This window comes from Enterococcus haemoperoxidus ATCC BAA-382 (assembly GCF_000407165.1).
GTDB lineage: Bacteria > Bacillota > Bacilli > Lactobacillales > Enterococcaceae > Enterococcus_L > Enterococcus_L haemoperoxidus.
Window position 1 is genome coordinate 72561 of the sequence record NZ_KE136479.1, and the last position, 13712, is coordinate 86272.

Sequence of the window (13712 nt, forward strand, 5' to 3'; positions counted from 1 at the left end):
TAAGTAGGAAGGAAGAATATATGAACTATTGGAATCGAGCGCTGTGCAGTGTTGCAAGAAGAAAAGGGAAATCAGTTATTTTATTTGCAGTTATTTTTATATTAGGAAATGTTATTGCAGGATCAATCGCAATTCAGCAATCTACTGCAAATGTCGAAAAGAAAATCAAACATGACCTAGGTGCAACCGTGAGTGTCGAGATGGATTATCAAAAGATAATGGATGAAGGTCAATCATCTTCACCCTCAGCTTTAAAGGTTGAGGACATTAAAAAAATGGGTGAATCGACCTACGTAAAAGAATTTGACTATAACGTGCAGACAAATCTTTTTGTGAAAAAAATCAAAACTTATGAAATGGAAAATGCGTCGACTATGGGCGGTATGCCCCAGACGCTGAGCCTTAAAGGAACTAACTTACTAGAACCATTGGATTTTAAAGATAAAAAGGTAAATCTTGTTGAAGGTCGAATGTTTAAGCAAGATGAAATCAACAGTGGTAAAGATGTTGCGGTCGTCTCAAAGAAATTTGCGGAAGCAAATGGGTTCAACGTAGGGGACAAAGTAGTATTAGATAGCTCAGTCATGGATTTTAAACAAGATGGATCGACGGAAGAGTTAGCATCTCAAGACCACCCTGTAGAGATTATTGGTATATTTGAACCTACGAGTGTTGAAAAGAAAAAATCAGATGGAAAAGATCAAAAAGGCGGTATCCAAGAGCAGTTCATGGAAACAGCGCAATTTAATACATTATACATGCCAAATGATGCTGTAATGAATATCAACAAAATAGAATTTGAAAAAGGGAAAGAACTAGTACCAGATCGCTATAAAAAAGCAGATGGTACAGATATGTCAGTTGAAGATATGAATCAAATCACGCCTGTATACGTACTAAAAGCGCCAGAGGATATTGAAGCCTTTAAAGAAGAAGTAAAATCAATGATTCCAGACGGATATAAGTTAACAGCTTCAAGTGATCAATATGATCAAGTAGGCGGAACATTTAAAAAAATGTCTCAAATCTCTGGCTACGTAGTGCTTTTAGCCATCGGTGCCACTTTGTTGATCATTTCGTTAGTGGTCATCCTCTTCTTACGTGACCGTAAACATGAATTAGGAATCTATCTATCATTGGGCGAAACAAGAGCGAAAGTGATGCAACAAATTCTGATTGAATTATTACTCATTAGTCTAGTTGCTATGTGTTTGTCCTTAGTTACAGGGAATATTCTTGGAAAATTAGTTTCAGAATCTTTGATTGCCAGTGATGCATTTTCACAAACTAGCGATGCAGCAAGCCAAGGTGGTGCGATGGTGGTTGGTGGTGGAATGAATATGCCAACATTAACAACGGAAGATGTATCGAGTGCTTATGAAGTGAAATTCTCAATTAGTTATATCGTGACGTTCTTGATTGCAGGATTAAGTACAGTTTTATTATCTGCGATTTTACCTTTAACGTATGTTTTGCGGTTAAATCCAAAGAAAATCATGATGTAGGAGGAAACGATTATGACTATTTTACAAACAAAAAACGTAAGCTACTTTTATCAAGATGGAGACAAGCGGCGAATGATTTTACAAGATACATCGATCAATTTTGAACAAGGGCAATTTTATACGATTCTAGGCCAATCTGGTTCAGGAAAAACAACATTCCTTTCGTTGATCAGTGCATTGGATGAACCCAAATCTGGCGAAGTTTTATACAAGGGACAAAATATCAATAAAATTGGACTGGAAAAATATCGCCGAGACTATATCAGTATTATTTTTCAAAGTTACAATTTAGTTCCGTATCTAACAGCATTAGAAAATGTTTTAGTGGCGATGTCGATCACAGACAATGATATGCCAAAAGATAATCGTGAAGTAGCATATAATTTATTGGATTATATCGGAATCAATAAAGCGAAAGCTGATCGCTTGGTGGGACAACTATCAGGTGGTGAACAGCAACGTGTGGCAATCGCTAGAGCTTTAGCAACGAATGTCGATATTATTCTTGCTGATGAGCCGACAGGGAATTTAGATGAAGGAATGGAACAAGAAATCGTGGATATTTTTAAAGATTTGGCTGAAACTCATAATAAATGTGTGGTTGTTGTAACCCACTCGAATGAAATAGCAAAACAGTCAGATAAAACCTATTTTCTTAAGCAAGGTGAGTTGATGCTGAATGAGTGATTTTTTATCTAATTTCAATAAATCGAATTACGATAATACCAAAGAAAAAAAGATACAGGAAGACACTGATAAAGAAGAGCTAACGAATCAGAGAGCAACAGGATCTTCACTAAATGAACCGATTGATAAAAGAACGAGTGAGCCGCCAAACAAAATAGGACCAGTCAATGTAGCTGAACCTAAAGGAGATACTCCTAATACGGAACAAGAAACAACTTCTCAAACACGTAGAAGTCAGTCAGCAGATGAAACAGAAATAGACCCGACCTATCATAAGAAAAGGAAACGAAAGTTTTTACTGATTGGAATTGGGAGCTTTTTAGTGCTGTGTATCTTGTATTTTGGTTATTATCAAATGACACATGTTGCTCTTCCAGATTTTACTGGAAAAGAGTTGGCCGAAGCACGAACTTGGGCAACTGAAAATAAAGTGAAATTAAAAGTGGATCAAACTTATAGTAAAGAAGTAGAAGCGAATAAAGTAATCTCACAAAAAGTAAAAAAAGGCAGCAAAATCAAAAAAGGTGCTGAATTAACGATCAACGTAAGTACAGGTGCTGACCCAGAAGAAAAATTGAAGTTGCCTGATTTTATGACGATGAAAAAATCAGAAGTTGAAAAATGGATTAAAGATAATAAAGCAGAAAATATTTCTTTAATCGATGAATACAGTGATTCCTTGGAAAAAGGCAAAGCTGCGCGCTTTGAAATCGTCAATAAAGAAGTGACAAAAGAAAATTATAAGCGCAAAGATAAAGCCAATATGTATTATTCTAAAGGTAAAGAAACCTTTGAAAAAAATATCTCAGTTCCTGATTTTACGAAAAAAATGAAGACCGAAGTTGAAAGTTGGGCCAAAACAAATGACATAAAAGTGACGTATGAAGAAGCAAGCTCAGCCGAAATTCCAGCAGAAAGTATCATTTCTCAGAGTATTGCTAAAGATCAAAAAGTTGCTAAAAAAGACAGTTTGACCGTGACAGTCTCTTTAGGCAAAGGCTACACTGTTCCGAACTTTGCAGACTATACCCAAGAAGAAGCTGGGACAGCAATAGAAGGACTGACAGTTCAAGCGAAAAGTGTCTTTACGAATAATGTTCCGTATGGGCAATTGATTTCTCAAAGTGTTGAAGCAGGAACCCAGTTAACAAGCAAAGATGATTTGAAAGTAAAAGTTTACTATTCAGCTGGACAACCTTATCTTAAAGATTTAAGAGGGAGTACAGTGGAAGGCGATTTGCAAAAGCAATTTTATGACGAATTCCAATCAAAAGGCGCTAATATTCAATACACTGTCAGATATGTTGACTCTGCAGAACCTAAAGGCACAGTGGTGGGCATGAGTGCTTATAATTTATATGTACCATTGGAATACACTGTATCGTTGGATGTCAGCTTAGGAAATTTAGCAGGTGCGTCAAACTACGCGCCTAAATCTTCTGAAAAAGGTCCTGAAAGTGGGCCTTCCCCCAAAAATGAGGCTAAATAAAGTAAAATAAGACTAAAGAAAGAAACTAGGATAAATTATTTCCTAGTTTCTTTCTTTTTGTCAGGCAAAGAGTGGCAAAAAACAAATAAAAGTTTGGTGAGAATTGTTTTTTTTGAACAATTGATTAATAAATCAAATTTATTTTTTTAAATGGGTATATTTAGATCTAAATCATATTTTTTGTATAATTAGAAAAAAGTACGGTTTATTTGATTCTTTTGATTTTGTTATTTTTTAGTTTTATTAGGTTGCTATATAACATTTCCGTGGAAGGTTATTAATATTTTTATGATTTTTATTTGTATTTATGCAGTTTAATCTATAATGTTTGTTATTTAAAAATAAAAAATAGAGATTACTATTCTATTTTTTTTAAAGGAGAAAGGCTCGTTTTTTTTCTCATGGAATCCTCTTTTTTATAGAGTTTATCAAAGTTTTTATGAGTTGCGACAAAATATGGAAACATTCTACTGAAAAAGCATGATATAATTTACACGAAAACAGTTTTGTTAGTTAGGGGTGATAAAGTATTATGATGCGAAGGGGAGAAATCTTTTATGCAAATCTCTCGCCTGTTGTTGGTTCAGAGCAAGGAGGAATTAGACCAGTATTGATTATTCAAAATAATAAGGGAAACTTATTTAGTCCAACGTTGATTGTTGCACCTATAACTAGGAATGTGAATAAGAAAATGCAGCCAACACAGGTTAAGGTGGATATACCGCATGACGAAAGAATGACACCGTCATTGATATTATTAGAGCAAATCCGAACATTGGATAAAGAACGAATCCTTCATAAAATTTGTCAACTTCATGAAGACGATATGTTAAAGGTTAACCAGGCACTGAAAATAAGTATTGGTATTCGTTAATGGGAGTAGTACATAGGTAAAGATATACATAAATATTCGTAAATAAAGAAGTAAAAAATTAGGTCGAATGTTTTGCGAATATGTTTTTTTGGATTATGAAAAAATAAGAGGCCGAGACGAAAGATCTGCTTTTTTCTCGCCGTTTATTCGGATTTAGAGCGCGAAACAAAACTGTTTTTTAGTTTTGTCTCACGCTCTTATTTTTATTCAAAATCATCGAATGTAAATAAATAGAGAAGAAATCCCTTTGAAATTTTTAGGATTTATAGCTATAGTAGGTTCAAAGGAGTCGATAAGAATGGAAAAAATCCGCTATGGAATTTTAAGCACAGCTCAAATCGTTCCGCGTTTTGTTGAAGGAATCAATAAAAGTAGCGCAGGAGAAGCTGTCGCAATTGCTTCAAGAAGTTTGGATAAAGCCGAACAAATGGCAAAACAATTGAATATTCCAAGAGCTTATGGTAGTTACGAGGAATTATGTAAGAATGAAGAAATTGATATTGTTTATGTCGCTACATATAACAAAGGACATTATGAAGCAGCCAAATTGGCGTTGACATATCATAAGCATGTCTTACTTGAAAAGCCATTTACCTTAAAACTAGCGCAAGCAAAAGAACTTTTTGACTTAGCCGAAAAAAATGGCTGTTTCTTAATGGAAGCCCAAAAAGCTGTTTTTTTACCGATTAGCGTACAAGTAAAAAAAGCAATTCAGCAAAATAAAATTGGGAAAGTCCAATGGCTACAATCTGTAACGACATATCCCAACGTTGACCACATCTCTTGGTTCCATTCACTAGAGGCAGGTGGTGGAACGCTACATGGGTCAGGAAGTTACCCTATCCAATATATGCAGTTTATATTAGATCAAGAGATTGAAGAGTGCCATGGTAGTTCTACAAGAAGAAAAGGTGCAACAGATGATCAGGTAAATTTGGCTCTGAAGTTTGATGAACAAGCTTTGGCTACTATTTTTATTTCAGTAAAAATTGATATTCCAAGTAAAATGATCATTTACGGAGAAACAGGGCGTATAGAAATTCCGTATTTTTGGAAAACGAAACAAGCAATCATCTACTATGAAGATGGAAATCAAGAAAAATTGATTGGTGAGTTTGATAGTGAATTTGTTTTTGAAGTCGAACATGTTAATGAATGCCTTCAAAATAAGTGGCTAGAAAGTCCTATTATGACTAAAAAAATGACTTTAGGCACAGTAGAGCTAGTAGAACAACTTTATAGAGAATGGCTAAAAACGGATGAGTTGATATAGAAGAAGTTGCAATTGATGCTTATCTGTGTTAAAGTAATCCTCATGCGACGAGTTGACTCAATCAGATAGCTTCGGCTGTTCCGTTTTGACGGCTAGTGATTGACAAAACAGCAGAGGCACATATGTTAGATCATACCTACCGGATGTAGGCGTGTCGGATAAATATTTTTGTGGAGAAGATGTTATCTATTTATTTTTATAAATACTGCGTCAAAAAAGAAGACTTCGGTCTTCTTTTTTGTTGTGAAATATATCGTATTTTCTTGTTATCTATCTCCATGGCAAAAATGGTTGCACTAGTTGGTGCAAAAAGTATTCAATAATGGATAATTTATATTGCACTAAGTAAAAATGGCGTCAAACCGTACTATTTCGCTTGAAATATAAGAAGGATGTCATATAAAATAACGTTTCGAGCAATACAAATATTTCAAATATAATAGTATACTAAGAAAGTTGCACTTGTGTAAGTGCAACTTTTTTGTGTTGTTATGCAATAAAAATCAAGCTATAGTTCAAGTGTAAGGGAAAGAAAGTTGGTGAGTATATGTCACTGCACTTATCAAAACGAGAAATAAAAATCTTGTTATTGCTTTTAGATTTAGAAGACAGTGTTACAACAAAAGAATTGGCAGAAACCTTCCATGTCAGTGTGCGGACAATCAAATATGATTTAGAAAATGTCCGCGATTGGTTCAAAGAACAAAATGTTTTACTCAAAACGCGGCGTAATAAAGGAATTTGGCTAGAGATACCCGATTCAGAAAGATTGACTTTGAAAAATGAAATTATTGAAGTAGAGCGATTTGAAACGTATCCTGATCAAGAGTTGAGAGTCAATCAGTTGATTTTTCGCTTGTTATTAGCCTCTAACTATTTAACTTCACAAGAATTGGCAGATGATCTTCAAGTGAGTCGTAATACGATCATTAGTGATTTAGATCGTGTGGAAGAATTGATCCACAATTATGAACTTGCACTTAATCGCCAAAGTCGCCAGGGATTTTCTATTGTTGGGGAAGAGAGCAAAATTCGTTTGTTGATGGAATATATCACGCAAAAAGAAATAACTGAATATGATATTTACCAGATTATGAGTTATTTTGTTCAATCAGGACAACAAAAGAAAATGCAGGAAGTTCACGTTGGGGTCAATACGATTTTTCAGAAAATCTATCAAGTTGCGTTAAAAGAAATGACAGGTCTGTTAGATCCTTCTTTGTTTGATCAATTTAATTACGCTGAAATACTCTCGATTACATTACGTGTGGCAATTGCGGCATCCAGAATGCAGCTCCATCACACGGTTGGTGGCTATAAAATGCTCACGAATCAAAAAGTATTACAGCAAAAGCAAGAATTACCGTTTTTATTGATGAAGAAAGTTTTCAATCATTATGAATTACCACTTTTAGCAGATGAATATTTCTATATCTATAGTGATGTGTTCGTTGCAAATAATCAAAAGGACATTGTTGGCCTGACGGAAGAGTTGATCAAAGATGTGTCTGAAGAAATCAATTTTCCTTTTTATCGTGATCGTCAACTATTTACAAATCTTTTCGCACATTTATCCTTACGACTAACAAAGAAACATCTTTTTATAAATGAGTATAATCCCTTTGTTGATGATATCAAGGCTAAGTATCCACAATTGTTTTCAGCGATTCAGCTTGCCAGCCAAAGTGATATCGAAGGTTCAGTCTTGTTGATCAATGATTCATTTATTGCCTATATTGCTTTGCACTTTTTGGTTGCGTATGAAAAAAATCTACATGAAGTCAATGTGGTCAGGATCGTGTATGTATGTTCAACTGGTCTAGGTGTGACGAGTTTGATTGAACAAAAAATCATGGAAGACGTTTCAAATGTTGAAATTGCTGGATTTGCATCCGTTTTAAATGCAGTAGATGTAATAGAAGAAAAAAATCCAGATTTGGTTTTAAGTATTTTTCCAATCGAAATTGTAAATCGTCCTTTTGTTAAAGTGAATCCGCTACCGACAGAAGCAGATATTCATAGTATTCAAGAGGAAGTCAATAAAATTTTGACGCATACAAAAACAGGCAAGGTCCCACGATTGATCCCTCGTCAACAAATAAAAGAAAAACAAGGAATCGAAGCGGAAAGTAGAGATATTCTTGTACGGACCTATGTAATCTATGAAGAATTACTTAAAGCATTTGCTGAAAAATTGACGCAAGAATATAAAGAAGCGTTTTTACTTCATGTGATGCTGATGGTCCATCGAATCACTTTTGATAGTCAATACGAAAGTGAAGGGAATATTGTTAAAGAGACTTTGTTGGCACAGCAAGAATTAGTTGAACAAATAGAACGAATTTTTGCTAAAAACGATCTAATGGTTAATCAAGCAGAAATTACTGCTTTATTGAATTATATAAGAGAGGAGGGGCACGCATGAAGTTAAATGACGATGCTCAAAAAATCATTGATGAAAGCCCAAATAGAGTTGAGTTGGAAGCATCACTGGAAAAAATCAATACATTGTTAGTAGAACAAGCAATTCAGCCGACTGAATTACAATGGACGATTTTGATCAATCATGTCAATGAAATGATCAAACGCTCGATTGCAGATGAAAAAATGTCTGGCGTTGATCCAATAATGTTTGAAGAAGTATCTAAAGAAGCGTTAGCGATTGCAGATCAAGTTGTTCAGCATATTGGAAATCTACCGCAAGACGAGATGTATGTATTATCGATCCATTTTGAAGCAGCAAGACAAAATGAAGCATAAGAGAAAATAGAAGCATCAATGATGCACGTTTAAATAAAAAATTGGAGGAATAAATCATGATAACAGTAGTAATTGCAGATCGTTTAGGTAAAGGTCAAAATGTTGCAAAAGGGGTAGAAGCAGCTGGCGGCAAAGCAGTTGTTGTGCCGGGAATGGGTGCAGATATGCGTTTAGGAGATGTCATGCAACAAGAAAATGCGGATCTAGGGATTTCATTTTGCGGAAGCGGTGGTGCAGGTGCATTAACAGCTGCTACAAAATATGGCTACCCAGAACGTCACGGTATGCGTTCTATTGATGAAGGTGTGACAGCAATTAATGATGGTAAAACGGTATTAGGTTTTGGTTTTATGGATCAAGAAGAATTAGGGAAACGTATAGTGGAAGCGTATCTGAAAAAGAACGCCTAACATTAAAACTGGAGGGGGAGAACCAAATGGAAAAAGTAACAATTAAAAAGCGTCAGGTCATTCAGGTCGAAGGGACAGGAAAAGAAAAAAATCTGGCTTTTGCAAATGCGTTGAATCAAATCCATAATCGTGTATTAAAAGAAAAAGATGATGTGATCGTTCGAATTGAACCGCTGGATATTCAAATCGTAAAAGCAGAACAAGAAACCTTTACAGAGCGCTTTTTCTTTTTCTTTTTACCTCGTACACGTGCAGATTATCGTGTATTGTTGGATGTTGAAGTTGAAATTACATTGATTGAAATGGAAACAATTCCGTTTATTGAAAAAAGAGTTACTGATCCAAATGGTCTTCCAATCCCTTTTGGAAAGAAAAACAGAATGCATAAGGGGGCAAATTAAATGGATGTTTTAGTCGTTTTACTCAAGTCACTATTGATTGGGGGATTAGTTGGATTTGCAGCAGGAGCAGGAGCTGCAAGAATGTTCCATGCGCCAAGCACACAAGGACTCGGTGCTTTTAGAACGTTAGGTGAAATGAACGCTTGTGAAGGAGATGCGGCCAGTCATTTTTCATTTGGACTAGGATTCTTCTTTAATGCTTGGGCATCAACTGTTGGAGCAGGAGCATTTACTCAAGATGTGGATCACCGTGTGATTCCTAACTGGGCAGCAGCAGCATTATTAGTAAAAAATAAAAATGTTTCTGAAACAATGCATAACCCGAAAAAAATGGGGATTTCAGGTGCAATTGTTGGGATGCTAGTCGTGGCTTTCTTGAATACGACGGCTTCTGCAATTCCAGAATCATTACAAGTAACTGCGGTTGCAGTTTTAGTACCGGCAGCAAATTTATTGATCAATACAGTAATGCCAGTTTTATTCTGGTTAGCAGCGATTGATGCTGGAAAACGCTCTGGACTTTGGGCAACAATTTTTGGTGGTCTTGCAACGATGATCATGGGAAATGCAGTTCCAGGTGTTGTACTAGGAATTCTAATTGGTAAAGGTGTCGATGAAATCGGCTGGAACAAAGTAACGAAAAGCATGATGGCAGCAGTTATTCTATTATTTGTACTTAGTGCTTTTTTCCGAGGATTCGATTTACAAATGATCGAAAGTTTCCGTTTACAGATTCCAGGTTGGCTGCAAAATATGCATGATGTTTTTAGTATCGGCAAGTAACTAAATAGAAAGTGGGGAACCTTAATGGATGAAATAGTAGAATTAGAAAAAAAGAATTTTTGGTTTGCTGATTGGTCATTTCCGATTTTAGTCGGGTTATTATCAGCAGGTGTGTTTGCTGGAACGCATATGTATATAGAGCATGGCGTGGGAGCTTTTAATGAAGTGGCAATCGTTGCGATGTTAAAAGCTGGAATGGACGGCGGCTCTTATGGTGCAGCTGCGGCATTTGGGGCAAGTTTCTTGTTTGCACGTATTTTGGAAGGGTCATTAGTCGGTATTTTAGATATTGGCGGAGCGATTTTAACTGGAGTTGGGATTGGGGTTCCAGCGATTCTTTTAAGTATGGGAATCACAGCACCCGTTGAAAACTTTGGACTTTCCTTACTAACTGGGATGGTTCTTGGATTGATTATCGGTGGAATTATTATTATGATTCGGAAATTTACAATCAATCAGTCAAATTCTACATTTGGTGCGGATGTCATGATGGGAGCTGGAAATGCTTCTGGCCGTTTCTTAGGTCCTTTGATCATTATTAGTGCATGTGGGGCTTCGGCTCCAATCGGTATTGGCTCAATTATCGGGGCTGTAATTTTCTATGTGTGGAAAAAACCAATTGCTGGTGGTGCGATTTTAGGTGCAATGATATTTGGTGCAATATTCCCAGTTGATTTACCTAGTTAAAGTCAATTAAAATTGCACTATTCTTTTGAAAACCGTTTACATTATAATGTTACCATGTTATTATGAATGGGAAATAATTTGATTTTTTATTCATACTAATTTTTTGAACGGAGGACAAAAGAAATGAATGGTTTTGTGCAATGGATGGAAGTAAAATTGATGCCGATCGCCAATAAATTTGGCTCTCAAAGGCATATGACGGCGATCAGAAAGGGCCTTATTGCAACTATGCCTTTGACGATCGTGGGTGCTTTTTTCACAGTATTTCAGAATATTCCAATCGATGCTTACATGAAATTTATTGAACCCTATCAAGCAGTTTTAGATATTCCATCTCGGTATACAATGGGGATTTTAGCTCTGTATGCAACATTTGGTATTGCCTCTTCTTTGGCGACGAGTTATAAATTAGATTCTTTAACTTGTGGGATCTTAGCAGTGATGGCCTTTTTGGTCACAGCAGCTCCACCAACTCGTGTTTTTGAAGACGTAAAAGATGTTATTGGTGCAGGCCGTTACATTAATTTAGCTAATATAGGTTCTGCTTCATTGTTTGGAGCGATTGTTACAGCGCTAGTTTCTGTAGAAATCTACCGCTTCTTTATTCAAAAGGATATTACGATAAAAATGCCTGATGGTGTTCCACCAGAAGTTTCCAATTCGTTTATCGCGCTGATTCCTGGCGCTGTGATTTTATTGTTATTCTGGGTGATTCGTCATGTGATTGGTTTTGACTTAAATGGTTTCTTGAGTACGTTATTAATGCCTTTGAAAGATACCTTAGCTGGAAACAGCTTATTTGGTGGGCTACTTACCGTCTTCTTGATTTGTTTCTTCTGGGTTTTAGGGATTCACGGACCGGCAATTATGGGACCTGTCATCAGACCATTTTGGGATATGTCGATTGCAGAGAATACACTTGCTTTCCAAGAAGGTGCATCGGTTCATAATTTGCCAAATATCTTTACTGAACAATTTTTACAGTGGTTTATCTGGATCGGTGGCGCCGGTACTACTTTAGCTTTAGTCGTTTTAATGATGTTTTCTAAATCAACATACTTGAAAAGTTTAGGACGTTTGTCCTTCCTACCAGGATTATTTAATATTAATGAACCAGTGATTTTTGGTACACCGATCGTAATGAACCCAATATTAGGGATTCCGTTTATCGTGGCACCGTTGATCACAACAACTTTTTCTTATTTCTTAACTGTGACAAATGTGATCCCAATGATGGCAGCGCGTTTACCATTTGCCATACCTGCGCCGATTGCCGCTTGGATGAGTACAAACTGGAGCGTACCAGCAGCACTGCTTGTTTGCGTTAATTTCGCGATTACTTTGGCGATTTACTACCCATTCTTCAAAGTATATGAAAAACAACAGTTAGACAAAGAAGCAGAAGAGCTGGCGGCTGAACAAAAAGCAAAATCAGCTGCTTAATTAAGAAGAGAGGGAGGGTAGTAGTGTTACTATCCTCTTTGGTGATTAAGGTCATGATAATTTGGTTTATTGTATTTTTTATTCTTAGTCAAGTAATGATTGAAAAGAAGTGGCTACCTGCAAAATTTATGGAATTGAGATTATTATATTTGTGTATAGCTTCGATTGGGTTGATTTTCTTATCAATCGTGATTGGAATTTTAATCAAACAACCTGTATTCATAGTAGGGACCGTAACCATATTGTGCAGCTCAGTACTTTCTTTTAAATATCGTAATAAATTCGACCATATAAAGCGAGGGTAAAAGCCATGAAAAGAGCATTAGGTGTATCTGTATATCCAGATCATAGTGATACAGAAAAAGATAAAGCGTATTTGAAAAAGGCCAGTGAATGTGGGTTTTCACGAATCTTTATGAGTATGTTGGAAGTAACAGAAGGCAAAGAAGTTGTAAAAGAAAAGTTCAAATCGTTGATTGCTTTTGCAAAAGAGTTAGGGTATGAAACGATTTTAGATGTGGCACCGAATATTTTTGATGAATTACAAATTTCATATGATGATTTAACGTTCTTTTATGAGACTGGTGCTGACGGTATTCGGTTAGATGCTGGATTTGATGGCAACAAGGAAGCGAAGCTGACGTTTAATCCATTTGATTTAGCGATTGAACTGAATATGAGTAACGATGTGGCGTATCTTGATAATATTTTGACCTATGAAGCCAACGTTCCATTTCTTTATGGATGTCACAACTTTTATCCGCAGGAAGGGACAGCTTTGCCGTATGATTTCTTTGAGCGCTGTAGTGTTCGTTTTAAAAAACATGGGATTCGAACAGCGGCATTTATCAATTCTCAAGCAGGCAAGATTGGTCCTTGGGATGTGAATGATGGATTGCCAACATTAGAAATGCACCGACATTTACCAGTAGATATCCAAACAAAACATTTATTTGCAACGGGCTTGATTGATGATGTGATTATTGGAAATGCCTATGCATCAGATGAAGAATTAGAATTACTAGGCAGCTTAAATCGTTATCAATTAGAATTCGCTGTTGAATTTAAAGAGGATGCAAACAAGGTTGAAAAGGAGATTATATTGAATGAACAGCACTTCCGTCGTGGGGACATTACGGATCAAGTGGTTCGTTCAACCGAAGTACGTAAAAAATACAAGAATGAAGCCAATCCAGCACATGACAATACAGAAGGATTTCAAGTTGGAGATGTTGTGATCGGCAATGATGCGTTTGGGAAATACAAAAATGAGCTGCAAATTGTTTTACAGCCGCATTCAGATGACCGTAAAAATAAAGTAGGTCAAATAACAGAGAAAGAATTGTTGTTGTTGGATTTTGTAAAACCCTGGACAAAATTTAGATTTAAAGAAAAGTAGG

At 36.0% G+C, this 13712-nt stretch carries 13 protein-coding genes; all 13 read left to right on the forward strand.

The genetic code is table 11. The features are described from left to right. The first annotated feature begins 20 nt into the window (after positions 1-20). The 13 genes from I583_RS00455 (at position 21) to I583_RS00520 (ending at position 13711) form a co-directional block, all read left to right on the forward strand. A complete protein-coding gene (locus I583_RS00455) occupies positions 21-1505 on the forward strand; it encodes an ABC transporter permease (protein ID WP_010762568.1) in 1485 nt (494 codons plus the stop codon). A gap of 12 nt (positions 1506-1517) precedes the next feature. Next, positions 1518-2192 carry an ABC transporter ATP-binding protein gene (locus I583_RS00460; protein WP_010762569.1) on the forward strand — a complete coding sequence of 225 codons (675 nt, stop codon included), beginning with the start codon at positions 1518-1520 and terminating at the stop codon, positions 2190-2192. Next, positions 2185-3681 carry a PASTA domain-containing protein gene (locus I583_RS00465; RefSeq protein ID WP_010762570.1) on the forward strand — a complete coding sequence of 499 codons (1497 nt, stop codon included), beginning with the start codon at positions 2185-2187 and terminating at the stop codon, positions 3679-3681. Before I583_RS00460 ends, I583_RS00465 begins: the two co-directional genes overlap by 8 nt. A gap of 532 nt (positions 3682-4213) precedes the next feature. Then, on the forward strand, positions 4214-4555 hold the full coding sequence (locus I583_RS00470; RefSeq protein WP_010762571.1) for a type II toxin-antitoxin system PemK/MazF family toxin: 342 nt from the start codon (positions 4214-4216) through the stop codon (positions 4553-4555). Between the two features lie 298 nt (positions 4556-4853). Next, positions 4854-5828: a Gfo/Idh/MocA family protein gene (locus I583_RS00475; RefSeq protein WP_010762572.1), complete on the forward strand. Its 975-nt coding sequence runs from the start codon at positions 4854-4856 to the stop codon at positions 5826-5828. 547 nt (positions 5829-6375) lie between these two features. Continuing rightward, positions 6376-8253, forward strand: a complete 1878-nt coding sequence (locus tag I583_RS00480) for a BglG family transcription antiterminator (RefSeq protein ID WP_010762573.1) — start codon at positions 6376-6378, stop codon at positions 8251-8253. After that, positions 8250-8588, forward strand: coding sequence for a PRD domain-containing protein (locus I583_RS00485; RefSeq protein WP_010762574.1), 339 nt, complete (start codon positions 8250-8252; stop codon positions 8586-8588). The genes I583_RS00480 and I583_RS00485 overlap by 4 nt, the downstream gene beginning before the upstream one ends. Before the next feature lie 56 nt (positions 8589-8644). Then, positions 8645-8998 (forward strand): glycine-rich SFCGS family protein, encoded by a 354-nt coding sequence (locus I583_RS00490; RefSeq protein ID WP_010762575.1) that lies wholly within the window; start codon positions 8645-8647, stop codon positions 8996-8998. Between the two features lie 26 nt (positions 8999-9024). Then, positions 9025-9399, forward strand: a complete 375-nt coding sequence (locus tag I583_RS00495) for a DUF4312 family protein (protein WP_010762576.1) — start codon at positions 9025-9027, stop codon at positions 9397-9399. Continuing rightward, entirely contained in the window at positions 9400-10182 is a 783-nt protein-coding gene (locus I583_RS00500; RefSeq protein ID WP_010762577.1) for a DUF4311 domain-containing protein, read from the forward strand. 24 nt (positions 10183-10206) lie between these two features. After that, a complete protein-coding gene (locus I583_RS00505; RefSeq protein WP_010762578.1) occupies positions 10207-10869 on the forward strand; it encodes a DUF4310 family protein in 663 nt (220 codons plus the stop codon). A 123-nt stretch (positions 10870-10992) separates the two neighbouring features. Continuing rightward, a complete protein-coding gene (locus I583_RS00510; RefSeq protein WP_010762579.1) occupies positions 10993-12312 on the forward strand; it encodes a PTS sugar transporter subunit IIC in 1320 nt (439 codons plus the stop codon). A 310-nt stretch (positions 12313-12622) separates the two neighbouring features. Then, positions 12623-13711: a DUF871 domain-containing protein gene (locus I583_RS00520; RefSeq protein WP_010762581.1), complete on the forward strand. Its 1089-nt coding sequence runs from the start codon at positions 12623-12625 to the stop codon at positions 13709-13711. The last annotated feature ends 1 nt before the right edge of the window (position 13712 follow it).